The 25,246-nt window shown below is 68.5% G+C and carries 21 protein-coding genes and 1 pseudogene; 5 read left to right on the forward strand and 17 right to left on the reverse strand.

The features are described 5' to 3' along the window. Positions 1-34 precede the first annotated feature (34 nt). Positions 35-853 carry an alpha/beta family hydrolase gene (locus P7L68_RS23190; protein WP_372002066.1) on the forward strand — a complete coding sequence of 273 codons (819 nt, stop codon included), beginning with the start codon at positions 35-37 and terminating at the stop codon, positions 851-853. 52 nt (positions 854-905) lie between these two features. Here the strand turns inward: P7L68_RS23190 and P7L68_RS23195 are convergent, their stop codons facing one another. Both P7L68_RS23195 and P7L68_RS23200 read right to left on the reverse strand, forming a co-directional pair. Continuing rightward, positions 906-1,310: a type II toxin-antitoxin system VapC family toxin gene (locus P7L68_RS23195; RefSeq protein WP_296714223.1), complete on the reverse strand. Its 405-nt coding sequence runs from the start codon at positions 1,308-1,310 to the stop codon at positions 906-908. Beyond that, on the reverse strand, positions 1,311-1,556 hold the full coding sequence (locus P7L68_RS23200) for an antitoxin (protein ID WP_296714221.1): 246 nt from the start codon (positions 1,554-1,556) through the stop codon (positions 1,311-1,313). It lies immediately after the preceding gene. 289 nt (positions 1,557-1,845) lie between these two features. Between P7L68_RS23200 and P7L68_RS23205 the strand changes: the two genes are divergently transcribed. Beyond that, positions 1,846-3,447, forward strand: coding sequence for a peptide chain release factor 3 (locus P7L68_RS23205; RefSeq protein ID WP_372002068.1), 1,602 nt, complete (start codon positions 1,846-1,848; stop codon positions 3,445-3,447). 177 nt (positions 3,448-3,624) lie between these two features. On the opposite strand, the gene P7L68_RS23210 is transcribed toward P7L68_RS23205, so the two are convergent. The 7 genes from P7L68_RS23210 to P7L68_RS23240 form a co-directional block, all read right to left on the reverse strand. Continuing rightward, entirely contained in the window at positions 3,625-4,212 is a 588-nt protein-coding gene (locus P7L68_RS23210) for an AAA family ATPase (RefSeq protein WP_372002070.1), read from the reverse strand. Between the two features lie 113 nt (positions 4,213-4,325). After that, positions 4,326-6,098 carry a thiamine pyrophosphate-binding protein gene (locus P7L68_RS23215; protein ID WP_372002072.1) on the reverse strand — a complete coding sequence of 591 codons (1,773 nt, stop codon included), beginning with the start codon at positions 6,096-6,098 and terminating at the stop codon, positions 4,326-4,328. A gap of 151 nt (positions 6,099-6,249) precedes the next feature. Further along, positions 6,250-7,554, reverse strand: a complete 1,305-nt coding sequence (locus P7L68_RS23220) for a TRAP transporter large permease (protein ID WP_372006932.1) — start codon at positions 7,552-7,554, stop codon at positions 6,250-6,252. A 2-nt stretch (positions 7,555-7,556) separates the two neighbouring features. After that, entirely contained in the window at positions 7,557-8,168 is a 612-nt protein-coding gene (locus P7L68_RS23225; protein WP_372002074.1) for a TRAP transporter small permease, read from the reverse strand. 112 nt (positions 8,169-8,280) lie between these two features. Beyond that, on the reverse strand, positions 8,281-9,321 hold the full coding sequence (locus P7L68_RS23230; protein ID WP_372002075.1) for a DctP family TRAP transporter solute-binding subunit: 1,041 nt from the start codon (positions 9,319-9,321) through the stop codon (positions 8,281-8,283). 164 nt (positions 9,322-9,485) lie between these two features. Then, a complete protein-coding gene (locus tag P7L68_RS23235; RefSeq protein WP_372002076.1) occupies positions 9,486-10,460 on the reverse strand; it encodes an alpha-ketoacid dehydrogenase subunit beta in 975 nt (324 codons plus the stop codon). 5 nt (positions 10,461-10,465) lie between these two features. After that, positions 10,466-11,497, reverse strand: a complete 1,032-nt coding sequence (locus P7L68_RS23240; protein WP_372002078.1) for a thiamine pyrophosphate-dependent dehydrogenase E1 component subunit alpha — start codon at positions 11,495-11,497, stop codon at positions 10,466-10,468. A 416-nt stretch (positions 11,498-11,913) separates the two neighbouring features. On the opposite strand from P7L68_RS23240, the gene P7L68_RS23245 reads away from it, so the two are divergent. Next, entirely contained in the window at positions 11,914-12,771 is an 858-nt protein-coding gene (locus P7L68_RS23245; RefSeq protein WP_372002079.1) for a hypothetical protein, read from the forward strand. Here the strand turns inward: P7L68_RS23245 and P7L68_RS23250 are convergent, their stop codons facing one another. The 6 genes and pseudogenes from P7L68_RS23250 to P7L68_RS23275 all read right to left on the reverse strand — a co-directional run bounded on the left by P7L68_RS23250 (position 12,772) and on the right by P7L68_RS23275 (position 19,097). Continuing rightward, positions 12,772-14,454, reverse strand: coding sequence for a methyl-accepting chemotaxis protein (locus P7L68_RS23250; protein WP_372002081.1), 1,683 nt, complete (start codon positions 14,452-14,454; stop codon positions 12,772-12,774). It lies immediately after the preceding gene. Positions 14,455-14,599: 145 nt separating this feature from the next. Further along, the gene (locus P7L68_RS23255; protein ID WP_372006933.1) at positions 14,600-16,210 is read right to left on the reverse strand and encodes a class I adenylate-forming enzyme family protein; all 1,611 of its coding nucleotides are present in this window, start codon (positions 16,208-16,210) and stop codon (positions 14,600-14,602) included. A gap of 81 nt (positions 16,211-16,291) precedes the next feature. After that, positions 16,292-16,782 (reverse strand): annotated as a pseudogene (locus P7L68_RS23260) (YcgN family cysteine cluster protein); the annotation flags it as partial. After that, positions 16,782-17,219, reverse strand: coding sequence for an acyl-CoA thioesterase (locus tag P7L68_RS23265; RefSeq protein WP_372002083.1), 438 nt, complete (start codon positions 17,217-17,219; stop codon positions 16,782-16,784). The gene P7L68_RS23265 and the pseudogene P7L68_RS23260, both read right to left, overlap by 1 nt. Next, a complete protein-coding gene (locus P7L68_RS23270; RefSeq protein WP_372002085.1) occupies positions 17,216-17,917 on the reverse strand; it encodes a glutathione S-transferase family protein in 702 nt (233 codons plus the stop codon). Before P7L68_RS23270 ends, P7L68_RS23265 begins: the two co-directional genes overlap by 4 nt. 1 nt (position 17,918) lies before the next feature. Further along, the gene (locus P7L68_RS23275) at positions 17,919-19,097 is read right to left on the reverse strand and encodes an iron-containing alcohol dehydrogenase (RefSeq protein WP_372002086.1); all 1,179 of its coding nucleotides are present in this window, start codon (positions 19,095-19,097) and stop codon (positions 17,919-17,921) included. A 458-nt stretch (positions 19,098-19,555) separates the two neighbouring features. Here P7L68_RS23275 and P7L68_RS23280 point away from each other — a divergent pair, with 458 nt between their 5' ends. After that, positions 19,556-23,164, forward strand: coding sequence for an indolepyruvate ferredoxin oxidoreductase family protein (locus tag P7L68_RS23280; RefSeq protein ID WP_372002088.1), 3,609 nt, complete (start codon positions 19,556-19,558; stop codon positions 23,162-23,164). Between the two features lie 133 nt (positions 23,165-23,297). Here P7L68_RS23280 and P7L68_RS23285 read toward each other — a convergent pair whose 3' ends face one another. Next, positions 23,298-23,708, reverse strand: coding sequence for a GntR family transcriptional regulator (locus tag P7L68_RS23285; RefSeq protein WP_372002090.1), 411 nt, complete (start codon positions 23,706-23,708; stop codon positions 23,298-23,300). Positions 23,709-23,848: 140 nt separating this feature from the next. Here P7L68_RS23285 and P7L68_RS23290 point away from each other — a divergent pair, with 140 nt between their 5' ends. Next, positions 23,849-24,640 (forward strand): helix-turn-helix domain-containing protein, encoded by a 792-nt coding sequence (locus P7L68_RS23290; protein WP_372002091.1) that lies wholly within the window; start codon positions 23,849-23,851, stop codon positions 24,638-24,640. Here the strand turns inward: P7L68_RS23290 and P7L68_RS23295 are convergent. After that, a complete protein-coding gene (locus P7L68_RS23295; protein ID WP_372002093.1) occupies positions 24,610-25,200 on the reverse strand; it encodes an intradiol ring-cleavage dioxygenase in 591 nt (196 codons plus the stop codon). The two genes, P7L68_RS23290 and P7L68_RS23295, sit on opposite strands and share 31 nt — an antisense overlap. Positions 25,201-25,246 lie beyond the last annotated feature (46 nt).

The following is a 25,246-nucleotide window of genomic DNA, read 5'->3' on the forward strand; positions in this document are numbered from 1 at the left end:
TGCCAGATGCAGTAACGCACAGAGTGAACCACCGATGCCGATCTCCCCCTTTTTCGCGAGGCCGGGCATCGAGCCGGTTCGCCATCTGGGTACGCCCGATGCCGACACACTGCTGATCGTCATGGGCCGGAACAATTATCGGCAGCCCTCCTCCATGATCGAGCGGATCATCGGCGCGATCCACGACCGGGGCATTCCGGTCTGCTGGCTGGAGACACGCACCACCCGGACCTTCAAGCTGCTCGACCACCGCTTCGAGACCCTGGCCGGCCCGCGGGTCAGAGCGCTGCGCCGCCGGTGGCCGGCCCTCGGGCGGGTCGTCGAACGGCTGATCAAGTCGATGATCCTGCTCACCCGTCCCGACCGCTGGGACTATGCCGTCCGGCCACGAAAGCGGGCGAATCTCGTCGCGGCCCGCGATCTGCGGGACTTCCTCGACAGGCTGCCGGCAAGGCGGATCTGGTGCCTCGCCCATTCCGCGGGCGGGATCGTGACCTCGTTGGCCAGTGCGGACCCCAGGATCACGCGGCTCGTCTGCTTCGGCTATCCCTTCAGGCATCCGTTGCAGGATGAAGACCCGGCCCGCACCGATCACCTCGCCCGGCTCGACACGCCCTTTCTGATCATCCAGGGCGATCAGGATCCCTATGGCACGGCGATGGATGCCGGGCGCTACGCCCTCTCCGAAACCATCCGCATTCTGCCGGTGCCAGGCGGACATGATTACGCCGATCTGCCGGACCAGGACGAGGCCGCCGTCCTCTCGGCCATCCTCGCCTTCCTCGACCTCGCCCCGGACATGGCGGCCGGGGCATCCGCGGCACCGCCCCGGGTCGTGGCGGTCGGGGGGTGATGCGACGTACAATAGCGACCATCGGGGACATACTCGCCGAAGGCACTTTGGCTCAGTCGAGCCAATTCTCGACCATGAGCCCCTTTACGCGACTGAACTCCCGCACGTTTGCCGTCACCATAACAGCCCCGAGTGCCAGACAGTGCGCGGCAATCAGCAGATCATTCGGGCCGATCGGCGTACCCGCCTGTTCAAGGTCCCGCCGGATCCGGGCATAAGCTGCGTCCGATGGCTCATCGAATGGCAGAATCGGCACTGCACCCAAAATGAGTTCAACCTGTTGCGTGATTCGAGGAGAGCCCCGCTTCAAGCAACCATAGCGCAGCTCCGCAGCCGTCACGATGCTGACGGCGATCTGCGCCTCCCCGACATCGGCAATCCTCGCCGCCACCTTTCCCTGCGGGTTGCGAACAAGGTCAGACACGATATTGGTGTCCAAGAGATGCAGGTCGGCCATTCAGAGGTCGATATCGTCAAGGGCGCGCAGACCTTCGTCCACGTCGGGAAATGCTTCGTCAATCGGCTCCAATGTCGCCAGAAGCGCGAGCAGCCCCGGCCTGGCGACGGGTTCGATGACCAGACGGTCGCCCTCGCGATGAATGATCACCTCGTCGCCCGGCAGTTCAAAACCCTTCGGGATCCGCACGGCCTGATCAGGGCCGGCGCGGAACAGTCTGGCGTGACGCATATCCATCTTCGACATCACCGCGTCTCCCTTAGCTGCTCCCCCGAGCACCCCCTTCTGTCCGCTCCCCTTCGGCCTGCTGCTTTCGAAAGGGCGGTTTCCCGTCCGTCAAACGGCGCGGACGGGGCACAGCCGTGGCATCGGCTGCAGGGGAGGCTTGCCCGATTATGCCGCCCGATCCGACCGAAGTCCCTGGAAAATCGCGCCCGGACGCGCTACCTATCGCCCCGGGAAACCGAGACCTTTCCCGAAACGAAGCCCGTTCCCGAAACCAAGCCCTTCCCTTCCTCCGAACCCGTCCGAGCGCATGACCGACATCACCGACATCGGCGCCGAGATCGCGCGTCGCCGTACCTTCGCGATCATCTCGCATCCCGACGCCGGCAAGACCACGCTGACCGAGAAGCTGCTGCTGTTCTCCGGCGCCATCCAGATGGCCGGTGCGGTGAAGGCGCGCGGCGAGCAGCGGCGTGCGCGCTCGGACTGGCTGAAGGTGGAGCGCGAGCGCGGCATTTCGGTGTCGGCCTCGGTGATGAGCTTCGAGCATGACGGCTTCGCCTTCAACCTGCTCGACACGCCGGGCCATGAGGATTTCTCGGAAGACACCTACCGCACGCTGACCGCGGTCGACAGCGCGATCATGGTCATCGACGCCGCGAAGGGTATCGAGGAACAGACCCGCAAGCTGTTCGAGGTCTGCCGCCTGCGCGACGTGCCGATCATCACCTTCGTCAACAAGATGGACCGCGAGGCCCGCGACCCGCTGGAGCTGATCGACGAGATCGAACAGACCCTGGCGCTGGACGTGACCCCGGCCGCCTGGCCGATCGGCATGGGCCGCCATTTCCGCGGCTGCTATCACGTGCTCGACGACCGCATGGTGCTGATGGATCGCGGCGACCGGTCGAGCATCAACGACGTTTCGTTCTCGGTCAGCGGCCTCGACGACCCGGCCATCGGCGAGCACCTGCCCCGTGACCAGTGGCAGGAGCTGAAGGACCAGGTGACCATGGTCCGCGAGCTGTGCCCGGCCTTCGACATCCAGGCCTATCGCGAAGGCCACATGACGCCGGTCTTCTTCGGCAGCGCGCTCAACAATTTCGGCGTGCGCGAGCTTCTGGAAGGCGTCGGCCGGCTCGCCCCCTCGCCGCGCCGCCAGCCGGCGACGCCGCGCGACGTGGCCCCCGACGAGGACAAGGTCACCGGCTTCGTGTTCAAGATCCAGGCGAATATGGATCTGAAGCACCGCGACCGCATCGCCTTCGTGCGGCTGTGCTCGGGCCATTTCAAGCGCGGCATGCGCCTGCTGCCGGTGGGCTCCACCAAGGCGGTCAATGTCAGCGCGCCGGTCATGTTCCTGGCCCAGGATCGCGAGATCGCCGACGAGGCGGTCGCCGGCGACATCATCGGCATCCCCAATCACGGCACGCTGCGCATCGGCGACAGCCTGACCGAGGGCGAGGAGATCCGCTTCACCGGCATTCCGTCCTTCGCCCCGGAACTGCTGCGCCGCATTCGCCCGGAAGACCCGATGAAGGCCAAGCATCTGGGCCGGGCGCTGGAACAGCTGGCCGAGGAAGGCGTCGCAGCCGTGATGAAGCCGCGCATCACCTCCTCCGCCTGGGTGGTGGGCGTGGTGGGCGCTCTGCAGTTCGACGTGCTCGCCGACCGCATCCGCACCGAATACGGCATCCCCGTGTCTTACGAGACGGTCGAGGCCTATGCGGCGCGCTGGGTGTCGGGCGATCCGGCCGAAATGAAGCGCTTCGCCGAGAACAACGTCTCGGCGCTGTCCGACGACCATACCGGCCGGCCGGTCTTCCTGGCCCGCAACGCCTGGCACCTGAACCGCACGGTCGAAGACTGGCCGAAGCTGAAATTCGACAAGGTCAAAAACCAGGTCAACTAAGTGTTTTCAGTCCCTCGGCCCAAGCGGGCGCTGACGCGCCCTTGGCCGCCGCCTCAATGGCGGCTGTCGTATCTATGCCCCTCGCCGGGCGGGCGCTGACGCGCCCTTGGCCGCCGCCTCAATGGCGGCTTGCACCCGCACATAACCGTGCGGGTGCGGGTCTTGGGGGGGTGTGGGTCAGCGCACCCCCTCGGGCAGGGCCGCCAGCACCGCGTCGATGCGGGCCTGGGGGTCGAGCACGTCGACGGGCATGCGCAGCACCGGCACGCCGGGGGCGAAGCGTTCGAGCAGGCCCTCGATCAGGATCTGAAACTTGATCTGAAGCCAGCGATTGGGCGAACGGACACCGTCGGCGACGAAGGGGATGGCGCCGGCGGGCAGGATCACCACCAGATCGAGCGGCGTCATATGGGCGACGGCATCCGCCGCGAGCGCATCGGTTTCGGCCTCGTCGGAGCCGAAGCCGTAATGCAGCCAGAAGCCCAGCGTGTCCAGCGGACAGCGATCGGTGACGGCGCCGCCGGTTTCGGCGATCGCGGCATCACGCGCCGCCAGATGCTCGTCGTAAAGCTCGCGGATCAGCGCGCGGAACTGCGGCCATTCCAGCTTGTGCAGGTCGAGCCCGGCCTCGATCCGGCTGCGCATGTGCTCAGGCACCACCGGCAGGCCGAAATGGCGGCCAAGCGCATCGACCAGCGTGGTCTTGCCGGTGCCGGCACTGCCGGTGACGGCGATCCGCGGGCGCCGGGGCGTGGTCTCGGTCATGATGGGGGCTCCGTACACGTGACGATGGGATGACACCACGTCAGATTAGCACGGAGCCCCGTCCGGATCAGGTGTTCTCCTGCCCCGGTTTTCGCAGGCCGGGCGTTCCCTGATCAGGCGACGCGGTCGCCCTTCTTCGCCTTCACCGCCCGGCTGTCGACACCCGGCAGCATGTTGGCCGGATCGCGGGTGACCACCACGTCGAGCACGGTCGGCCGGCCGCGCTCGGCCATCGCCGTCGCCAGCGCGCCCGGCAGATCGTCCGGGTTCTCGACCCGGATGCCCCTGGCGCCCATGGTCTCGGCGATCGCCGCATAATTCATCTCGCGCAGATCGCTCGACTGGTAATTGCCGGTGCCGTACATCAGGTGCTGCAGCGCCTTGACGTAACCCGATGCCGCATTGTTGACGATGATCAGGGTGAAGGCCAGGTTCATGCGCAACGCGGTCTCAAGCTCGCCCAGCGTCATGTTGAAGCCGCCATCACCGGTCAGCGCCATCACCGGCCGGCCCGGAGCCGCCAGCGCGCAGCCCATCGCACCGGGCAGGCCATAGCCGATCGAGGCGAAGCCGCGATCGGGCACGAAGCCGCGGCCGGCACGCTTGGTGTCGAACAGCAGCCCGCCCCAATGGGCCGCGAAGCCGCCATCTGCGACCAGAAGACCATCGGCCGGCAGGGCCTTGGTCACCTCGGTCATCAGCCGGGCCATGGTGATCGGCCGTTCGTCGGAGCTGAGCTTCGGCGCCACCTCGGCCCGCCATTTGGCCATGCGCTCACCGATCTCGGCGGCATAGCCCGCACGCGCGGCCCGGGCCGCTTCGGCGGTGGGGCTGAGCTTTTCCGTCAGCGCCTCGATGCCTTCGCGCGCATCGCCCCAGAGCCGGACGGTCGCCGGATAGCAGCGGTCGAATTCCTCGGCCAGGATGTCGAGATGGATCAGCGTCTTGCCCGCAGGCGGCACGCTGTAGCGCTTGGTCGCGATCTCACCCAGCTTGCAGCCGATGGCGAGGATCACATCCGCGGTCTCGATCACGTCATTGGCGATGCGGCTGTACCGGCCGAAAATGCCGAGCGACAGCGGATCGGTGCAGGCGATCGCGCCCTTGCCCGACAGGGTATGGGCAACCGGAATGCCGAAAGCATGGGCAAAGGCTTCCAGCGCCGGAGCCGCCTGCGACAGATGCACGCCGCCACCGGCGAGGATCACCGGGCGCTCGGCCTTGGCCAGCAGATCGGCCGCACGGGCCAGATCGGCCGAGGCCGGGCGGCAGCGCAGCGAGGGCGCCGCCTCGGCGGCCGGGTCGGCATAGAAGTCCGAGGCCTGGAAGACGATCTCGTCATGGGCGACGTCTTCCGGCACGTCGAGCAGCACCGGGCCGGGGCGGCCCGAGGTCGCGACGGCGAAGGCGCGGCGGACGAGTTCGGGGATGCGGTGGGTGCGCTCCACCCGGATCACTTCCTTGACCACCGGCCGCAGGATGTCGAGCTGGCGGGTCTCCTGGGTCATGTTCTTCCAGGAGTGGTCGCGATGGGTGTCGCCGACGATGGCGACGATCGGCACGCCGGCATTGTAGCTCTCGACCAGTGCCGTCACCAGATTGGTGGCACCCGGCCCGAGCGTCGCATCGCAGACGCCGACCCGGCCGGTGACGCGGGCATAGGCGTCGGCCGCGAAGGCGCCGCAGCGCTCGTCATTGATCAGGGCATGCGAGAGGCCCAGCCGCCGGCAGGCATCGTAGAACGGCAGCAGCTGGAAGCCGCCCATGCCGAAGAGCGGGCCGATGCCATGGGCGAGCAGCATGCGGGCGAGCGCTTCACCGCCGGTGATCGGGCCGTCGGGCAGTGCATTGGCACCGGCTGCGGTGCCTGCGTCGCGCGTCGTCATTGTCGGGACATCCTTATGGATCAGGGAAGGTCGGGAAAAACCGATGGGATCGGTGGGGATCAGAGCACACCCCAGCCGTCGGGCCGCGCCTGGGGAGGCGCAGCCCGTGGGCCGGAGGTGTCGGAAGGGTTCGTGATTCAGACGGACCGCGTCAGACGACGTAGCCCAGGGTTTTCGGCAGCCAGAGGGCGAGGTCCGGCACCGCCATCAGCAGGGCGAGCAGCACCACCATGGCCAGCACCATCCAGATCACCCAGGGCACCGTCTCTTCGATCGGCACCTTGGCGATGCGGGCGGTCACGATCAGGTTCACGGCAACCGGCGGCGTGAACTGGCCGATCGCGATGTTCATCGCCATCAGCACGCCCAGCCAGGTGAGGTTCCAGTCATAGGTCTGGGCGATCGGCACGATCAGCGGCAGGGTGATCAGATAGATCGACACGCCGTCGAGCACCATGCCCGCGAAGAGCAGGATCACCATGATCAGGGCCAGAATGACCCAGCCGTTGTCGGTGAAATCGAGCAGTGCGCGGGCCGCGCTGTCGAAGGCGCCGAGCGTGCCGCCGGCCCAGGCGAAGATGCCGGCGAGCGCGATGATCAGCATGATCACCGCCGAGGTTTCGGCACTTTCGGCGAGCGCCTTGTAGATGTCGCGGAACCTGAGTTCCCGGTAGACGAAGAGGCCGATGAAGATGCCGTAGAAGACGGCGACGACTGCGGTCTCGGTGGGCGTGAACAGGCCGGTGCGCAGGCCGCCCAGGATGATCACCGGTGCCATCAGGCCCGGCAGCGCCTGGATGAACACGTCCAGGAAGCGGCGGCGTGGCCCCTGCTCGCCCGCCTCGGCCGCACCGAAACCCTGACGGCGCGAGATGATCAGCGTGGGCACGGCGATGAACAGCCCCGCGAGGATGCCCGGGATCAGGCCGGCCGCGAACAGGGCGCGGATATCGGTGCCGGGCACCATCACGCCATAGACGATCAGCGCGATCGAGGGCGGAATGAGGATGGCGGTAGAGGCGGCCGAGGCGATGACGCTGGCCGAGAAGGCGGCCGGATAGCCGACGCGCCGCATGCTGGGGATCATCACCGTCGCGACCGCGGCCGCATCCGCAGGGCCCGACCCCGCCATGCCGCCCATGATCATGCAGACCACGATGGCGACGACGGCAAGGCCACCCCGGCGGGGGCCGACGAAATAGGCGGCGAATTCGACCAGGCGCCGGGCGACGCCCGAGCGTTCAAAGATCACGCCCGTCAGCACGAAGAGCGGGATCGCGATCAGCGGGTATTTCGCGATGCTGTTGTAGGTGTTGGTGCCGACGGTGCCGAGGGCATAAACGTCGAGCCCGGTGAGGATGCCGGCGACGCCCGAGAGGCCGAGCGCCACGGCGATCGGCGTGCCCAGCAGCAGCAGCAGCAGGAAGGCGCCGATGAGGAAGACGTTGGCGGTCAGCATCAGAGGCTCGTCCCCCGCTTGGGCCCGGCGAGGTCGGCATCGTCACCCGGCAGGGCATCATCACCGGTGGCGATGTCGACCACCGTCTCGTGGGTGCTGAAAGCACGCCATTCCCGGTGGGCACGCCCGATGACGCGCAGGATGATCGCGATGGAGACCAGCGGCAGCCAGATGGTGTAGATCCAGCTCGGATAGCCGAGGGCGGGGGAAGTCTCGCCGTATTCCATCTCGTCCAGCGTCAGCAGCCCGCCATACCAGGCGACCAGGGCGAACATGATCACGGTCAGCAGATGGGTCGCCATGATCAGCCCCATGCGCGGCCGGCGGGGCAGGCGGTCGACGATGGCGGTGATCCGGATATGCCCGCCGCGGATGAAGGCCAGCGAAGCGCCGACCATGGTCATCACCACCAGCAGGAAGATTGACAGTTCCTCGGTGGCGGCAAAAGAGGCGTTGGTGATGTAGCGCACCACGACATTGCCGAAACTGATCACGCAGATCCCGGCCATCGCAAGGGCGGCAATGAATTCCTCGATACGACCGCTGACGACCGGACGGTCGACCTCGCGGACCGCTTCCGGCGCGTCGTCATGCTCGGGGCTGGAGGCCACGGCAGTCGTTCCCCGGTTGAAGGCTGTGAGGGGCGGGCGCCCAGGACGCCCGCTTCGGCAGATGGCCGCCGGGTGAGGCCCGGGGCGGCAGCGAGGCCGCCCCGGAAGAGGCTCACTTCTTGCGGTTGGCGATCGACTCTTCCGCCGTCTTCACCAGCTCCGGACCGATCTCCTTCGCCCACTTCTCGTAGACGCCGCGGGTGGCATCGACGAAGGCCTGACGCTCGGCATCCGACAGCCGGGTGATGGTCACGCCCAGGCCCTCGATCTCCTTCAGGGTCGAATCGTCCTGGGCGGTGATGCCCTTGCGCGCGACCTGAACGCCGTAGACACCGGCATCCTGAGCGGCCTTGCGCAGCAGGTCCTGATCCTCAGGGGTGAAGGTGTCCCAGACACGCTTGCTGACGCCGAAGATCAGCGGGTCGGCGACATAGCCCCAGAGGGTGACGTGCTTCTGGCCGACATTCTGCAGCTTGGCGACGGTGAAGATGCTGAGCGGGTTCTCCTGGCCGTCGACCGCACCGGTCGCCAGCGCCGGCTGGGCATCCGCCCAGCTCATCTGGGTCGGGTTGGCACCGAGGGCGGTGAAGGTATCCAGATAGAGCGGCGAGCCGACCACGCGGATCTTCAGGCCGTTCAGGTCCGCGGGAGTCTTGATGTCACGCTTCGAGTTCGTAATCTCGCGGAAGCCGTTTTCGGCCCAGCCGAGCGGCACCACGCCGCGCTTCTCGATGATGTCGAACAGCTCCTTGCCGACCGGTCCCTGGGTCAGGGCGTCGAGCGCGGCGTGATCCGGCATCAGGAAGGGCATCGAGAAGATGTTCAGCTCCTTGACCTGCGGCGACCAGTTGATGGTCGAGCCGACGGCCATGTCGATGATGCCCTGGCGCATCGCCGAGAATTCTTTGGTCTGATCGCCCGACACCAGCTGCGCGCCGGGATAGACCTTCATGTTGATCCGGCCGTTCGAGCGCTCGCGGACCAGCTCAACCCACTTCTCGGCAGCGAGACCCCACGGGAACGGCGCCGGCACGACGGTCGAGACCTTGTATTCTTCCTTGTAGTCAGCCGCCTGGGCGCCACTCAGGGCCGTGGCCAGCAGCGCTGCAGCCGCGACCGCACCGGCAGCCGCCTTGAAGACACGCATCATCATCGCTTCGTTTCCTCCCTAGGATCTTTATCGGTCGCGGGTGCGGATCCCGGCCGCACCCGCCACGGTCTCCATTCTCGGCGTTCTTTGCGCCTTTGGGAAAGCCGCAACGTGTGACGCGCGTCGCGTTTTCCGATCGGTGGTCGTCATGGGTACCGACCCGGGGCTCAGCGCCCCAGGGCCACCTTGACCGCCTTGCAGACATCGCCGGCGGTGATCTTGAGTTCGGATTCCATCGGCGGGGCATAGGGCACCGGCGCGCGCGGCGCACCCAGGCGCCGGACCGGCCCCTCCAGACGGTGATGCAGTTCCTCGGCGATCGTCGCCGCAATTTCGGCACCGAAACCGCCGGCCTGAACCGCCTCGTGCACCACCAGGGCACGGCGGGTGCGCGATACGCTCTCCAGCACCAGCTCCCGATCCCAGGGCCAGAGGGTGCGCAGGTCGATCACCTCGACATTGATCCCCTCCACCCCCAGCGCCGCGGCGGCATCCAGCGCCGTCCAGACCGTCGCCGACCAGGTCACCAGGGTGATGTCGGCACCGGCCCGGCGCACGACACCCCGGCCGAATTCGGCCGGCGCATCGCTTTCCGCCGCGGGGCCGCTCAGCGCCCAGAGGTTCTTGTGCTCCATGTGCACGACCGGATCGTCGGAGCGGATCGCGGCCTTGAGCAGGGCGTAGTTGTCGGCCGGCGTCGCCGGCACGGTGACCACCAGCCCGGGGATATGGGCGTACCAGGCTTCCAGCGACTGCGAATGCTGGGCGGCCGACGACCGCCACATGCCGATCGGCTCGCGCACCACCAGCGGCACACGGGTCTGGCCGCCGAACATGTAGCGGGCCTTGGCCGCCTGATTGACCAGTTCGTCGACGGCGCAGAGCGCAAAATCGGAGAAGCGCATCTCGACCACCGGCCGGGTGCCGCTCATCGCCGCACCGACCGCGGCACCCATGATGGTCGATTCCGAGATCGGCGTGTCGACGATGCGGTTCGCGCCGAAGCGGGCCTGCAGGCCGTCATACTGCTTGAACACGCCACCGCGGCCGAGATCCTCGCCCAGCGCCCAGACCAGCGGATCACGGTCCATTTCCTCGGCAAGCGCCAGCCGGCCGGCTTCGAGATAGGTGATGTCGGCCATGGGTCTCAGCCTTCCCGGGTCCAGAACCGCGCCGGCGCACCGGCATCCTGCACATCTTCAAGCGCCAGTGCAGCCGGCGCCCAGGGGGCCGCCTCGGCCGCGTCCAGCGCTGCGGTCATCTCGTCCGTGGCCGCCTGTTCCAGCGCATCAAGCTCGGCGGCCGGCACGCCGGCGGCTTCCAGCAGAGCGCGGTTGCGGCGCATCGGGTCCCCCGACCAGCGTTCTTCGGCCTCGCCCGCCGGGCGATAGCCGGCCGGATCGGAGGCTGTGTGACCGAGAAGCCGATAGGTCCGCGCATGGATCAGGATCGGGCCCTCGCCGGCACGCAGCCGAGCCACGGCCTCACGCGTCGCCTCGTCCACCGCCACCAGATCATTGCCATCGATCTCGATCGCGGTCACATCCATGGACCGCGCCCGGGCTGCCGCTCCCTCACCGGCGGTGAGGGTCGAGGTGCGGGTGGTCGCAGACCATCCATTGTCCTCGCACACGAACAGCACCGGCAGGTTGAAGACCTTCGCCCAGTTCAGCCCTTCCATGAACGGCCCGCGATTGATCGCACCATCGCCGAACAGGCACGCCACGACCTGATCACTGCCCTTCAGACGGATCGCCTGGGCGGCGCCCACCGCAATCGGAATATTGGCGGAGACGACACCGTTCGCGCCCAGCATGCCGACCGAGAAGTCGGCGATGTGCATCGATCCGCCGCGGCCGTCGGAGGTGCCGCCGGCCTTGCCCAGCAGTTCCAGCATCATGGCGCGGGCATCGGCGCCCTTCGCCAGGGTATGGCCATGGCCGCGATGGGTGGAGAGCAGCAGATCGTCACGGCGCAGCTGTGCGCAGACGCCGGCGGCCACCGCCTCCTGCCCGATCGACAGATGAACCGCGCCGAGCACCAGGCCGCGGCTCTGCCCCGTCTCGGCCGCGCGTTCGAAGGCACGGATGCGGGCCATCAGCCCGTGGAGCGCCGTCAGGCGCGGAATGTCGTGATTGCTCGCGGTCGCCGCTGTGGCGCCGTTCTGCCCGCCGGTCATGAGCCGACCTTTCCTCCCTGTCCCGCCGTCGGTTGCGTCTTGCCCGGCCTCGGATGGCCCGGGCTCGCATTCTTGGATCGCGGCACCGCTGGTGCCACGCCGACGCAACGACGATAACGGCGGTAATCGAGGCCTGTCAAATCCAGGTCCAATATTTGGACCCGTTCATGCCGTTTCTTTCAACGCCGCCCAAATCAGGCGTCAGATGGATTGCTCTGGCAGCACAAGAGGTCAGACCCGATATTCCATATTATAGACCTGTATCGGTGCCGGTGAGGGCGGGCACCCGCTGCACCGGGTCCGCATCATGGTGCCCCGACCTCGACGGATGCATGACCGCCGGGCATGATGACCAAAGTGAAGATCACGAAGCCGGGCGCGTCGCGACACCGGCCGGACGACAGGGAGACACCTGAATGGCCGACACGACCACACCGCCTTCTGCCGCCACCCGGCCCATCGTGGCAGACAGCGTCACCCGCCTGGGGCCCGAGGCGGAAGGGGCGGTGCTGGTGGCTGCCAGCCATGGCGGCATTTATGCCGCCTATCTGGCGGCGGTGTCGAAGGTGCGGGGGGTGATCCTGAACGATGCCGGGCTCGGCCTGGACCGCGCCGGGATCGGCGGGCTGGATCTGGCCCAGAAGATCGGCCTGGCCGCCGCCACCGTGTCGCATAACAGCGCCCGGATCGGCGACGGCCGCGACATGATCACCCGCGGCCGCATCTCTCATGCCAATGTCGCCGCGATCGCCGCCGGCGTCGAGCCCGGCCAGAGCTGTGCCGAGGCGGCAGAACGCCTGGCAGCCGCCACCATGCCCTTCGACCGGCCGGCCCCCTATGCGGAAGCACGCCGGGAACTGAGCCCGCGCGGGCCGCTGGGGCCGCGGATCGTGCTGATCGACAGCGCGGCACTCGTGAAGGCCGAAGACGCAGGCCAGGTGGTCATCACCGGCAGCCATGGCGGGCTGATCGGCGGCGACACCTGGAACGCGCTCAAGACCGATGCCTTCGCCGCCGCCTATAACGACGCCGGGATCGGCATCGACGAGGCCGGCACCACCCGACTGCCTGCGCTCGATGCCCGGGCCATCGCCGGCTTCGTGGTCGACTGCACCACCGCCCGGATCGGCGAGGCCGCCTCTACCTATGAAGACGGCCTCGTCAGCCGGGTCAACCGCCGCGCCTATGCGCTGGGCCTGCGCGAAGGCCAGTCGGCGCGAGAGGCGGTGGAGATCCTGATGGATGCCATGGAAGGCCGGATCGAGCGCGGCTGATCACCCGGCCCGGATCTGTCTCAGGAACCCGTCGACCTCGTCGCGCAGCCGGCTGGCCTGCCCGTCCACCTCGCGCGCGCCGTCGAGCAGGGCTGCGGCGCTGGTGCCGGTTTCAGTGGCATCGCGGCCGACACCTCGGGCATTGGTCGAAACGTCGCCGGCCGCCCGGGCGGCCTCGACGACCGTACGTGTGATGTCCGCCGTGGCGGCAGCCTGCTCTTCGGCCGCGGCGGCCACGGCGGCCGACATGCCCTGAATGTCGCGGATCACGCCGCCGATGCGATGCATCGCATCGACCATGGCTGTGGCGGCAGCCTGGATCGCCCCGATCTGGCCGCCGATCTCTTCGGTTGCCTGCGCGGTCTGATTGGCAAGCGCCTTGACTTCACCCGCCACGACAGCGAAGCCCTTGCCCGCCTCGCCGGCCCGTGCTGCCTCGATGGTCGCGTTGAGGGCCAGCAGATTGGTGCGTGCCGCGATATCCGAGATCAGGGCGACGACATCGTCGATGCGTGCAGAGGCTTCAACCAGGGCGCGTACGCGGGCCTCGGTGGCATCGGCTTCGGTGACCGCCTGTGCGGCGGTCACCGCGGCACGGCCGACCTGCCCCGCGACCTCCCGGATCGAGGCCGACAGTTCCTCGGCGGCCGCAGCCGCCGTTTCAACATGGTTGGCTGCCCGCTCCGCCCCCGCCGAGGCCGCCCCGGCCTGGGCATCGGTGCGGCGGGCCGCTTCGGCCACGTTGCCTGCAACCACGGTCATGCGCGATGCGGCACCGGCGACGACCTCCATCGCCCCGCCGACGCTCGCTTCAAACCGTGCGGCCAGATCGGCAAGTTCGGCCCGCCGTTCCCGTTCGGCCTGATGGCGGCGACGCTCCTGCTCGGCTCGCAGCCCTGCGGCCTCGGCGCTGCCGTTCCGCAGTACCAGAACCGCACGGGCCAGGGCGCCGATTTCATCGCGTCGGGTGGTGGCCGGCACCTCGGCATCAAGCGCGCCGCCGGCAATGGCTGCGACCGTGCCGGTCAGTCGGTTGAAGGGACGGATCACCCGGTAAGTCACCAGCAGCATGCCGGCAAAGGTCGAGCCGATCGCCACCGCGATCAGCGCCAGCGACAATATCTCGGCAGCCGCCTGTGCATCATGTGCCTGGCGGTAGACGGCTGCTGCGGAGGCGACTTGAACGCCGATCAGACGGTCGATCGAGACCGTTACCGGATCGATCGCTGCATACAAGGTTTCGCGCACGAAGAGGTCGAGCCCGGCCGTGTCGCCGGCCGCCACGATGGCCGCCAGACGGCCGACCTCCACATCTGCGGCGCGCATCAGCCGTTCGGATGCCCCGGCCAGTTCCACTTCCTCTCCGCCGCGAACGCCCGCCCGATACTCCGCCCATCGCGCGGCAATCTGCGCACGCGCCGCGTCGATCGACGTGGCTGTCGTTGCACGGTCCGCATTGCCGTTCCGGAACTTATGCGCCGCATCGACAATGGACACCGCATAGGCGTCCGAGATCGCCTTCAGTGCCTGCAACGGCACCACCCTGTCGACATAAACCCGTTCGAGTGCGGCGTCCGCCCGAACCAGGGCTCGCTGCCCGTTCATCGCCACCAGGACCGCGACCACCCCCAGCAGGCAAAGCACGGCAAACAGCGTGCCCCTGACTGTCAACACCCTCCGCATGCACCATCTCCATCCGAGTGGCGGCGCCGTATCGCTCCCCCTCCCATCGAGAGCGATCGCCCGATGACAGGATGATGACTCAACGGACGCCCCCACCAAAACAACCGTAAAGAGAGAGGCGCATATTGCGGGAAAGGGGGCCGGGTCAGACGGTGGCGCGGGCCTCAAATGCCTGTTTATAGGGTTCGCGCAGCTCGCGCTTCAGCACCTTGCCGATGGGACTGCGCGGCAGCTCGTCGCGCAACTCCACGGCAGACAGTCTCTGCGCCTTGCCCAGCCGCTCATTGGCCCAGGCCCGGATCTCGTCGCCCTCCGCCTGCATGCCCGGCTTCAGAACCACCAGCCCGAGCGGGGTTTCGCCCCAGTCCCGGCTGGGCACGCCGATCACCGCGGCATCGGCCACGGCCGGATGGGCGAAGAGCACCGCCTCCAGATCGACCGCATAGATGTTGAAGCCGCCCGAGATGATCATGTCCTTGCGCCGGTCGAGCAGGCGGACGAAGCCGTCCTCGTCGATCGCACCCATGTCGCCCGAGCGGAAGAAGACCCGGCCCTCGGCGTCATGCCAGAGCATTTCCTCAGTCTTCTCGTCCAGGTTGTGGTACCCGCTCATCATCGCGGGGCCACGGCCGACCAGCTCGCCGATCTGTCCCGGCGGCAGTTCGCGTCCCTCTTCGTCGATCACCAGGATTTCGGCGCCGGCCGAGGGTCGGCCCACCGTGTCGAGCTTGTCGGGATAGGCGATGACGTCGAGCAGGCACGAGATGCCGCCCTCGGTCAGGCCATAGATCTCGATCATGCCGCCGGGCCAGCGCCGGGCGATCTCGCGCTTCACCTCGGCTCTGAGCGGCGCACTGGTCGACAGCTTCATCTGGAAGGACGACAGGTCGCGGCGGTCGAAATCCGGATGGTCGAGGATACGGGTGTACTGCACCGGCACCAACATGGCGTGGGTCGCCCGCTTCGCCTCGGCAAGCTCCAGGAAGCGGCCGGCGTCGAATTTGGCCATCAATACCGCATGGCCGCCGAACAGCACGGTCGGCAGCAGGGCGGCCAGCGTGGTGTTGGAATAGATCGGAGTCGAGACGATCGACACGGTGTCGGGCCCGAAGCCCATGGTCTGAATGCGCCGGGTCTGCGCACCGCGCATCTGATGGCTGTGGACGATGCCCTTGGGCACACCGGTGGTGCCCGAGCTGTAGATGATGTTGAAGAGATCGAGCGCCTCGATCACCACCGGGGCAGGCGTGGCGGGGGCAGACGCCAGCCAGTCGGCAAAGCCGGTCCACGTGCCGCGGGGCCAGTTCCCGCCGGGCGCCATGTCGAAGCCGATCAGCCGGACATCGCCCAGCCGGTCCAGGGCCGGCTCGATCAGCGGCAGCGAGTAGGCATCGACCGCAAGCAGCCGGGCGCCCGAATCCTGTACCATCGCCGCCAGCTGTTCGGCGCTCGCCAGCGTCGAAAGCGGCACGGCACAAGCGCCGGCGCGCAGGGTCGCCATGTAGAGCGCCAGGACGTCGACGGCATTGCGGGCCAGCATCGCGACCTTGTCGCCGCGACCGATCCCGTCCTGCTGAAGGGCGGCGGTGATGGCGTCGATCCGGGCGTTGAACCCCTGCCAGTCGAGGACGGTGGTCTCGTCTTCGACGGCCGGTGCCGTCGGCCGTTCCGCGGCATGGGTCCGGATGGCGTCGCTGATGTTCTGGAAGGCGTCGGCGTTCTCGCGGATATGGTCGGTCAGGGTCTGGCGGCGCATGGTCTGGTGGTCCTCCGGTGCCGCGTTCTGCGCGGCGTCATGGTTGAGACCATCGAACGCCCCTGCATCGCAGCGGTCAAGACGCCGGCCCTGACGTCCGCGCTGCGGAATTAATCCGGCCAGGACGCCACCCGATCGAACAGCCGGTCTTCATCCACCGTCTCTTCCGACACCACCCGGCCATGGGCCCCCACCCCTGCGCGGCGGACGGATCCCGGATCGCCCGAGACCAGCGGATGCCACCAGGGCAGATCGCGGCCTTCCGCCACCAGCCGGTAGGCGCAGGTGGCCGGCATCCAGTCGAGCGCGCCCAGATTGTCGGGCGTCAGCACCACGCAATCGGGAACGATCGCCTTGCGGTTGGGATAGTCGCGGCAGCGGCAGCTGTCGCAGTCGAGCAGCCGGCAGGCGACGTCGGTCGAAAGCACCGCGCCGGTATCCTCGTCCTCCATCTTGACCAGACAGCATTTGCCGCAGCCGTCGCAGAGGGCATCCCATTCCTCGCCGCTCAACCGGTCGAGCGGCTTCGCCTTCCAGAATGGGATGCCGCTGCCGGCTGCACTTGCCGACATCAGCCCACCACCAGCGGTTCGAGGGCGGCCCTGAGCGCCGCAGGCAGCGGCACCGGCCTGCGGGTCTTGCGGTCGACATAGACATGCACGAACCGGCCTTCGGCCGCGGCCAGATCGGCATCGCCGTCGAACAGGGCAATCTCGTAGGCGACCGAGCTGTTGCCAAGCCGGCCGACGCGCAGGCCGGCGGTCACCGGCTCGGGGAAGGCGAGCGAGGCCATGTAGCGGCAGGCGCTTTCCACGACCAGGCCGATGACGCCACCGCCATGGATATCGAGCGCGTCGCGGCGGATCAGGTACTCGTTCACCACAGTGTCGAAATAGCTGTAATAGACCACATTGTTGACGTGGCCATAGACGTCGTTGTCCATCCACCGGGTGGTGATCGGCAGGAAATGGCGGTAGTCGGCGCGGGTGCCGCGGGCCGGCGTGGTCATGCGGTCTCTCCGTCCTGGAGCGGGTCTTCGATATCGTCATGGCGGGCAAGAACGGCCGCGACCCGGGGCAAGGCCCGGGCCCGGCCGGCGATGGCCCCCAGATGCGGGGTTACCCGGGCGAAACGGGCACGCCCGCCGGCCCAGCCACTCATCACGGCCAGATAAAGGTCGATGGCAGAAAAGCGGCTGCCCAGGAACCAGGGTCCGACGGGGTCGGCCGCGGCTTCGAGCATCCGCCACAGCCCGTCGCGCCGGACTTGCATGCCGGCGCGGAAACCGGCGAGCGGCGCCCCCGCCAGCCCGGTATCGTCGGCATGTTCGGGCACGGTGATCGCCGGATAGATTTCGGCCACCAGGAAGACCAGCCAGCGCAGGAAGACGGGCCGGAGCGGATCGCCCGCCGCCGGCACCAGGTCCGCCCCGCGCGGGCCTGCCAGATCGGTCAGATGCAGCAGGATGGCGACGCTTTCGGTCATCACCAGATCGCGCCCATCCGGGGCAGCACCCGGAACCACAAGCACCGGCACCTTGCCGGTGGGGTTGAGCGCCAGCAGCCGGTCGCGGCCGGGCCCAGGTTCCCGATAGGGCAGATCCTCCAGCACATGCGGCAGCCCCAGCAGATCGAGCGCCATCTCGACGATCGCCGAGCCGCAGCCCGGCGATCCGATCAGGGTAAGCGGGGCCGCCCCATATGTCATGTCAGAGCGCTGCCTCGTAGATCGCGCGGGCATCGTCGAGCGTCACCTCGCGCGGGTTGTTGACCAGCAGCCGGGTCTGCTTCATCGCATCCTCGGCCAGCAGCGGCAGATGATTGTGGCCGACACCGACCTGGGCAAGCCGGGTCTCCAGGCCAAGCTCCTCGGTCAGCCCGGCCAGTGCATCGGCAAAGCGCGCCGAGACCGCCTTGTCCCCGCCCGTCCGGTCCAGATCCGGAAAGACGATCGGCGCCAGCTCGCCATAGGCGCGCGCCGCCCTGTCGCTTTCCAGATTGAAGCGCAGCACATGCGGCAGCACCAGCGAGTTCGACAGGCCGTGCGGCACATGGAAATGGCCGCCCAGCGGATAGGCGAGCGCATGGACCGCGGCGACCGGGGCATTGGCGAAGGCCTGGCCGGCAAGCAGCGCCCCCAGCATCATGTCGGCACGGGCGGCGCGGTCACGGCCATCGGTGCAGGCACGGCGGATGGCGCCGCCCAGCAGGCGCAGCGCCTCGCGCGCCAGCACGTCCGACAGCGGGTTCTTCTTGTGCGCGCTGGTATAGGCCTCGATCGCGTGAACCATGGCGTCGACACCGGTCGCCGCGGTCACGTTCTTCGGCAGGCCGAGGGTGAGGTCGGCATCCAGCAGCGCCACATCGGGCAGCAGCAGGGGCGAGACCACACCCTTCTTCTCGGCAGCCCCGGTGGTGACGATCGAGATCGGCGTCACTTCGGAACCGGTGCCGGCCGTGGTCGGGATCTGGACCAGCGGCAGGCGGCGCCCCTTTGCATTGCCGACGCCATAAATCGTGTCCAGCGCCACGGGGGTGGCGACCAGGAAGGCCACCAGCTTGGCCACATCCATCGAGCTGCCGCCGCCAAGGCCGACGACGCCGTCGACGCCGGCATCGCGGGCCTCCGCCGATGCGGTCTCGACCACTTCGGCCGGCGGGTCGGCGACGACGCGGTCGAAGATCACGGGCTCCAGCCCGGCCGCGGTCAGGCTTTCGAGCGCGGCATCCGTCAGGCCGAATTTCCGCACACCGGGGTCAGTGACCACCAGCACCCGCGTCGCCCCGAGATCACGCATGATCTGGCCCAGCCTGGCGCAGGCTCCCGGCTCGCTCACGATGCTGCGGGTGGTCTCGAAGACGAAGGACGGTACGGGCTGCGGCGACATGGCGGGCGACCTCCCAGGGGTGACCGGCATCGGGGCCGGTGGTTCATTCCTTGATGCGGAGCCGGCTGGCGCCTCCGGTCCGGCGGTCAGGATGAGAGCCCCGGCCCCCCGGGTCAAGTCGCTGCCGCACACGCCACCATGGCATGCATATCCTGCGCAGGGGATCACTCTACGGTGTATGCCGGTCCACATGGCGTTCGAACGGTGTCTGGTACTTGACGCATCGGCCGGCTGCGCATCACCATGGCATGTATGGACCGGTCGCGAGCTGTCCGTGGTGGGGATATCCGTTCCAGAGGTCTTCCCGCCCGCCGCTACCGAAGAGGCAGTGCACCGGCACCCGGTGCCGGGCCGGTCCCGTGCCAGTGGTCGCGAGGGAGAGGTTGAGGTGGCGGTTTCCGCCGCCCGTCCTGTCGTTTCCCGGACGGCCGCAAGCTCCCAGGGAGGACGGGTCGACGATGGCGACCAGCGATACCGGAACCGCAGAGGCCCGGTCCGAGACCAAGACCACCGCCGACGCGACCGCCGCGCCGAAGGTGACGCTCGACGACAAGTACACGCTGCCCCAGGGTCGCATCTATGTGACCGGCACCCAGGCGCTGGTGCGCGCCCTGCTGCTGCAGGCGGAACGCGACCGTGCGGCCGGGCTGAACACCGGCGGCTTCGTCTCGGGCTATCGCGGATCACCGCTCGGCGGCGTCGATCAGGCGCTCTGGCAGGCTCGCAAACATGTCGACAAGGCCGGGATCGTCTTCAATCCCGGTGTGAATGAAGATCTGGCCGCGACCTCGATCTGGGGCACGCAACAGCTTCATGTCGGCGGCGGCACATCCGACAAGGATGGCGTCTTCGGCCTCTGGTACGGCAAGGGCCCGGGCGTCGACCGCTCGGGCGATGCCATCAAGCACGCCAATCTTGCCGGCACGGCGCCCACCGGCGGTGTGGTCGCGGTGTTCGGTGACGACCACACCGCCAAATCATCGACCGTCGCCCATCAGTCGGAGCCGGGGCTGATCGCAGCCCATGTGCCGGTGCTGAACCCGGCCACCATCGGCGAACTGGTCGACTACATCCTGGCGGGCTTCGCCCTCTCACGCGCCTCGGGCTGCTGGGTGGGCGTGAAGGCGCTCGCCGATACCGTCGAAGGCTCGGCCTCGATCGAGATCGATCCGGCGCGCCATGTTTTCCGCCTGCCCGACGATGTGACCCCGCCGCCGGGCGGCTATCACATCCGCTGGCCCGATCCGCCGGTCGACCAGGAGGCCCGGCAGTTCCGCCACAAGCTGCCCATGGTCCAGGCCTGGGTGCGGGCCAACGGCCTCGACCGCGTCACCCATGATGCCCCCCGGCGCCGTTTCGGCATCGTCGCGGTCGGCAAGGCCTGGGGCGACGTTCTGGAAGCGCTCGACCTTCTGGGTGTCGACGAGGGCCGCCTTGCCGCCCACGGCATTGCCATCTACAAGCCGGCCCTGGTCTGGCCGCTGGAACCGGTCAACGCGGTGCGCTTCGCAAGCGGCCTCGATGAAGTTCTGGTGGTCGAAGAGAAGAAAGCGATCGTCGAGGAACAGCTCGCCCGCCTGCTCTACGGCCTGCCCGATGCCGAACGTCCGCGGCTTTCGGGCAAGACCGATGCGGAAGGCCGGCCTCTCTTCCCGCAGGACGGGGCGCTCGACCCGCTCGCCATCGCCCGTGCGATCGCCGTGCGCTTCGGTCTCGACGATGCCTCCAGGGCGCTCGCTTCGGCCTGCGGCGGTGCCGCCGCGGGGACGGCCGCCTCTGCCGGCAACGAGCCGCCGCTGCCCGGCCGCTCGCCCTGGTTCTGCTCGGGCTGCCCCCATAACAGCTCGACGAAACTGCCCGAGGGCAGCCGCGCGCTGGCCGGCATCGGCTGCCACGGCATGGCGATCTACATGCCCAATCGCCGTACCACGCTCTGGAGCCATATGGGCGCCGAAGGGGCGGCCTGGATCGGCCAGGCTCCGTTCTCGAAGGACGGCCACATCTTCCAGAATCTGGGCGACGGCACCTATTTCCATTCCGGCCTGCTCGCCATCCGCGCGGCGATCGCGGCCAAGGTGAACATCACCTACAAGATCCTCTACAACGATGCCGTCGCCATGACGGGCGGCCAGCCGGTCGACGGCCAGCTGCTGCCCTGGCAGATCACCCGCCAGGTCTCGGCCGAAGGGGCCGCCCGGGTGGTGGTGGTGACCGACGAGCCCGACAAGTATCCGGCCGGCACGCCCTGGGCCGAGGGCGTGACCATCCGTCCGCGCGACGAGCTGGACCAGGTTCAGCGCGAGCTGCGCGAGACGCCGGGCGTGACCGTGCTGCTCTACGACCAGACCTGCGCCGCCGAAAAGCGCCGGCGCCGCAAGCGCGGCACCATGGCCGATCCGGATCTGCGCGCCTTCATCAATCCCAGGGTCTGCGAGGGCTGCGGCGATTGCGGCACCACCTCCAACTGCGTGTCGGTGAAACCGCTTGAGACCGCGTTCGGCCGCAAGCGCCAGATCGACCAGTCGAGCTGCAACAAGGATTTCTCCTGCGTCGAAGGCTTCTGCCCAAGCTTCGTGACCGTCACCGGGGCGAAACCGGCAAAGCGCGCGGCGGCCCCGAAGCCGGCAGCGGCCGGCACCGACGGCCCGGCACCGGATGACGGCCTGCCGCTGCCCAAGGTGCCGCCGGTCGCAAGCGGCAAGGCCAATATCCTGGTCACCGGCATCGGCGGGACCGGTATCGTCACCATCGGCGCGCTGATCGGCATGGCCGCCCATATCGAGGGTCGGGCGGTTTCCGTGCTCGACCAGACCGGCCTGGCTCAGAAGAACGGCGCCGTCACCTCGCATGTCCGGGTGGCGCCGGTCACCACCCCGCCCCCGGGCGGGCGGGTGCCGCCGGCCTCTCTCGATGCCCTGATCGCCGCCGACATGGTGGTGGCCGCCGGCGCGGAAGCCCGTGCCACCTATGCCGCCGGCCGCACCCGCGGCGTTGCCAACACCCATGTCGTGCCGCTGGCCTCTTTCGCGATCCAGCCGGACATGAAGCTCGGCGACGGCGCGACGGCGATGGCGGTCGAAGCCTCGATCGGCCGTGATGCGCTGGAGCGGATCGATGCGACCCGCATCGCCCGCGCCCTGTTCGGTGACAGCCTCTACGCCAATCCCTTCCTGCTCGGCCTCGCCTGGCAGAAAGGCCTGGTGCCGGTGGGGCTGGAGGCGCTGCGCGAGGCGATCCGGCTGAACGGCCAGGCGGTGGCGATGAACCTGCAGGCCTTCGGCTGGGGCCGCAAGGCCGCCGTCGACCGGGCCGCGGTGCTGCGCGCCGCAGGGCTCGATCAGCCGGCCACCGAAACCGCCCTGCCGCGTGTGGCCGAAGGGCCGGATCCGGAGACGGCGCCCCTGCCCGAACTCGTCGCCTTCTATGCCGACGAGCTGGTGCGCTATCAGGACACCGCCTATGCCGCCCGCTACCGCTCGGTGGTGGAGCGGGTGGAAGCGGCGGAGCGTGCGCTTCTGCCCGGTGGTGGTGATCTCCGCCTCAGCAGGGCCGTCGCCCGTGCCCTCTACAAGCTGATGGCCTATAAGGACGAATACGAGGTCGCCCGGCTCTACACCGACGGCAGCTTCGCGAAGGCGCTCAAGGCCGAACTGGACGGCGGCCGCAGGATCACCCTGCATCTGGCGCCGCCGATCCTGTCGAAACCCGATCCGGTGACGGGCAAGCCGCGCAAGACCAGTTTCGGGCCGTGGATGTTCAGCGCCATGCGCCTGCTCGCCCGGATGAAGCGGCTGCGCGGCACCGCCCTCGACCCCTTCGGCCGCACGGCAGAGCGCCGGGCCGAACGGGCGCTGATCGAAGCCTATATCAGCCGGATCGACGGGCTGCTGCCCCGGCTGACCCAGGCCAATCGCGACCTGATCCGCGACATCGCCGCCGTGCCCGAGAAGATCCGCGGCTATGGCCATATCAAGGAAAGCGCCATGCGCACGGCCGAGGTCGAGGAGAAGCGCCTCCTCGCCCGCCTCGATGCCGGGCCGGAGGCAAGCCGCGCCGCCGCGGAGTGACTGCCTTCAATCTCCGGGATCATCCTCGCCGCCGGCTTGGGCGGGGATGATCCCGGTTGCCGTTTCGCACCTTCGCAAACTTCGCAACTCTTCCGCCGTCATCTTCGCAAACATCGCAAGACGGCCGCCCGCATCAGCCGCGGGCGAGGAGATCGCGCGCCGCCTCTTCGACCCCGGCTTCCGAGGCCACCACCCGGGCCGGGACACCGAAGGCCTTCTCGGCCATCAGCGCCTGAGCCTCCATCACCAGTCGCCGGCTACGGCTCTCCTCGACGACGATCATGCCCTTGCAGATGAGGCCCAGCACCTCGCGGCTGCGCTTGAGCCAGAGCGCCCGGCGCCTGCGGTCCTCGTGCGTCTCTTCCGGCTGCGGGCCTGAGAAGATCACGACGAAAGGCGTGCCGCGGTCGAGCAGGGCCTGCATCTCTTCTTCCCAGGCGACGGCATAGCCGGGCTGCACGGCATCGGGCCGGGCGCGGACCAGTGGGAAGGCAGACATGTCGTGAACGATGAACCGGAGATCGGCGCCGGGGATAGCAGACATGACGGTAGGGTCTCCTCTGACGGATCGGGGCACGGATGCGCCCTGACGATCACGCTAGACGCCCGGGCGCTTGCAGCGGTAACCGCATCCGGACAATAAATGTTGAAAAGCTGCCAGATCGCAGGGGAGATGCGCCGCGCATGGATCTGTTCGACCGCCCGGACGGGCCGCCGGTCATCGCGCTGGCGAGCGGTGCCGGGCTGGAGAACGACTTCCCGCTCGGCAGCCAGGAAGTGGACTGGCATGCCCACCGCCGCGGCCAGTTGATCTGTATCGAGACCGGGCTGATGCACAGCCGCACGCCCCATGGTTCATGGCTGCGGCCGCCCCACCGGGCGGGATGGATGCCGCCCGGCATACCCCATTGGGGGGCGATGACCGGCGTCACCTCCGGCTGGACCGTACTGATTGCACCCGAAGCCTGTGCCGGGCTGCCGGCCGGACCGCAGGTGCTGGCGGTGAGCGAGGTGATGCGGGCGTTGGTCCGCCGTGCCGCCGGCTGGTGGCAGGCCGACCGACTGGATGCCCGCCAGGAACGGCTGACCGCCGTGCTGCTGGACGAAATTGCCGCCGCCCCGGCCGAACCGCTGCACCTGCCCATGCCGACGGAGCGGCGGCTGGCCCGGATCGCGACCGCCCTCGCGGCCGATCCGGCCGATGACCGGACCCTGGAGGATTGGGCAGACGCGGTGGGGTTGTCGCCCCGCACGGCCCGCCGGGCCTTTATAGCCCAGACCGGCATGACCTTCGGAGAATGGCGCCGGCAGGCGCGGCTGGTCCGGGCGCTGGAGATGCTCGCGGCCGGCGAGCCGGTGGCGATCGTCTCGGACGCGCTGGGCTATGCGGGGCCGAGCAATTTCATCGCCATGTTCCGGCGGTGCTTCGGCACCTCGCCCGCCCGCTATTTCGCCACCACGAAATCGAAGCCGTAGCCGCCATCTGCCCCCTGGGCCATCACCAGCTCGGGCCGGAAGATCCGGTCGCGATCATTGCCGGGCTCGTCCGCGAAATAGAGCTGGGTGGTCAACACCGGCCCGCCCGGGGCCTGGACCCGGATGTGGATATGGCGGGTGCGGCCGGGATAGAGGCCGGGCCTGAGCGTCGTCAGGCGGTAGCGCCCGGCATCGTCGGCGAACTGATGGCCGCGCATGCGGAAGCCCTGATTGTCGTAGGCACCCGTCGGATCGGCATGCCAGATGTCGAGCAGCGCCCCCGCGACCGGCCGGCAGTCGGTATCCAGCACCCGCCCCGTCAGCTGCATGCCCTCGCCATCAGGCGCATCGCCGGTGAAATCGGCCCTCTGCGGCGATCCCGGGCTGAAATAGGGGCCGGCGGTCTGCCGGGGTGTGGGATCCGCTGCCCCGCAGGCCGGCGTCGCGGCACGCGTCATGCCCGGCCGGACCAGGCCCGCAAAGGGCAGCAGGACGGCCGCGCCGGCCGAGAGATGCAGCAGGCGCCGCCGTGACGGCAGCCGGTCCCGGATATCGGCCATGACCTCTCCCCTCCCCATCGATGGTCTGAGACAGGGCATATCGGGT

The sequence above is a fragment of the Tistrella mobilis genome (assembly GCF_041468085.1).
Lineage (GTDB): Bacteria > Pseudomonadota > Alphaproteobacteria > Tistrellales > Tistrellaceae > Tistrella > Tistrella mobilis_A.

What these genes read in the sequence shown, in the direction of transcription:
- P7L68_RS23190 (WP_372002066.1), top strand. Translation starts at nt 35, where the DNA reads ATGCCGATCTCCCCCTTTTTCGCGAGGCCGGGCATCGAGCCGGTTCGC.
- P7L68_RS23195 (WP_296714223.1), bottom strand. Translation starts at nt 1,310, where the DNA reads ATGGCCGACCTGCATCTCTTGGACACCAATATCGTGTCTGACCTTGTT.
- P7L68_RS23200 (WP_296714221.1), bottom strand. Translation starts at nt 1,556, where the DNA reads ATGTCGAAGATGGATATGCGTCACGCCAGACTGTTCCGCGCCGGCCCT.
- P7L68_RS23205 (WP_372002068.1), top strand. Translation starts at nt 1,846, where the DNA reads ATGACCGACATCACCGACATCGGCGCCGAGATCGCGCGTCGCCGTACC.
- P7L68_RS23210 (WP_372002070.1), bottom strand. Translation starts at nt 4,212, where the DNA reads ATGACCGAGACCACGCCCCGGCGCCCGCGGATCGCCGTCACCGGCAGT.
- P7L68_RS23215 (WP_372002072.1), bottom strand. Translation starts at nt 6,098, where the DNA reads ATGACGACGCGCGACGCAGGCACCGCAGCCGGTGCCAATGCACTGCCC.
- P7L68_RS23230 (WP_372002075.1), bottom strand. Translation starts at nt 9,321, where the DNA reads ATGATGATGCGTGTCTTCAAGGCGGCTGCCGGTGCGGTCGCGGCTGCA.
- P7L68_RS23235 (WP_372002076.1), bottom strand. Translation starts at nt 10,460, where the DNA reads ATGGCCGACATCACCTATCTCGAAGCCGGCCGGCTGGCGCTTGCCGAG.
- P7L68_RS23240 (WP_372002078.1), bottom strand. Translation starts at nt 11,497, where the DNA reads ATGACCGGCGGGCAGAACGGCGCCACAGCGGCGACCGCGAGCAATCAC.
- P7L68_RS23245 (WP_372002079.1), top strand. Translation starts at nt 11,914, where the DNA reads ATGGCCGACACGACCACACCGCCTTCTGCCGCCACCCGGCCCATCGTG.
- P7L68_RS23250 (WP_372002081.1), bottom strand. Translation starts at nt 14,454, where the DNA reads ATGCGGAGGGTGTTGACAGTCAGGGGCACGCTGTTTGCCGTGCTTTGC.
- P7L68_RS23255 (WP_372006933.1), bottom strand. Translation starts at nt 16,210, where the DNA reads ATGCGCCGCCAGACCCTGACCGACCATATCCGCGAGAACGCCGACGCC.
- P7L68_RS23265 (WP_372002083.1), bottom strand. Translation starts at nt 17,219, where the DNA reads ATGACCACGCCGGCCCGCGGCACCCGCGCCGACTACCGCCATTTCCTG.
- P7L68_RS23270 (WP_372002085.1), bottom strand. Translation starts at nt 17,917, where the DNA reads ATGACATATGGGGCGGCCCCGCTTACCCTGATCGGATCGCCGGGCTGC.
- P7L68_RS23275 (WP_372002086.1), bottom strand. Translation starts at nt 19,097, where the DNA reads ATGTCGCCGCAGCCCGTACCGTCCTTCGTCTTCGAGACCACCCGCAGC.
- P7L68_RS23280 (WP_372002088.1), top strand. Translation starts at nt 19,556, where the DNA reads ATGGCGACCAGCGATACCGGAACCGCAGAGGCCCGGTCCGAGACCAAG.
- P7L68_RS23285 (WP_372002090.1), bottom strand. Translation starts at nt 23,708, where the DNA reads ATGTCTGCTATCCCCGGCGCCGATCTCCGGTTCATCGTTCACGACATG.
- P7L68_RS23290 (WP_372002091.1), top strand. Translation starts at nt 23,849, where the DNA reads ATGGATCTGTTCGACCGCCCGGACGGGCCGCCGGTCATCGCGCTGGCG.
- P7L68_RS23295 (WP_372002093.1), bottom strand. Translation starts at nt 25,200, where the DNA reads ATGGCCGATATCCGGGACCGGCTGCCGTCACGGCGGCGCCTGCTGCAT.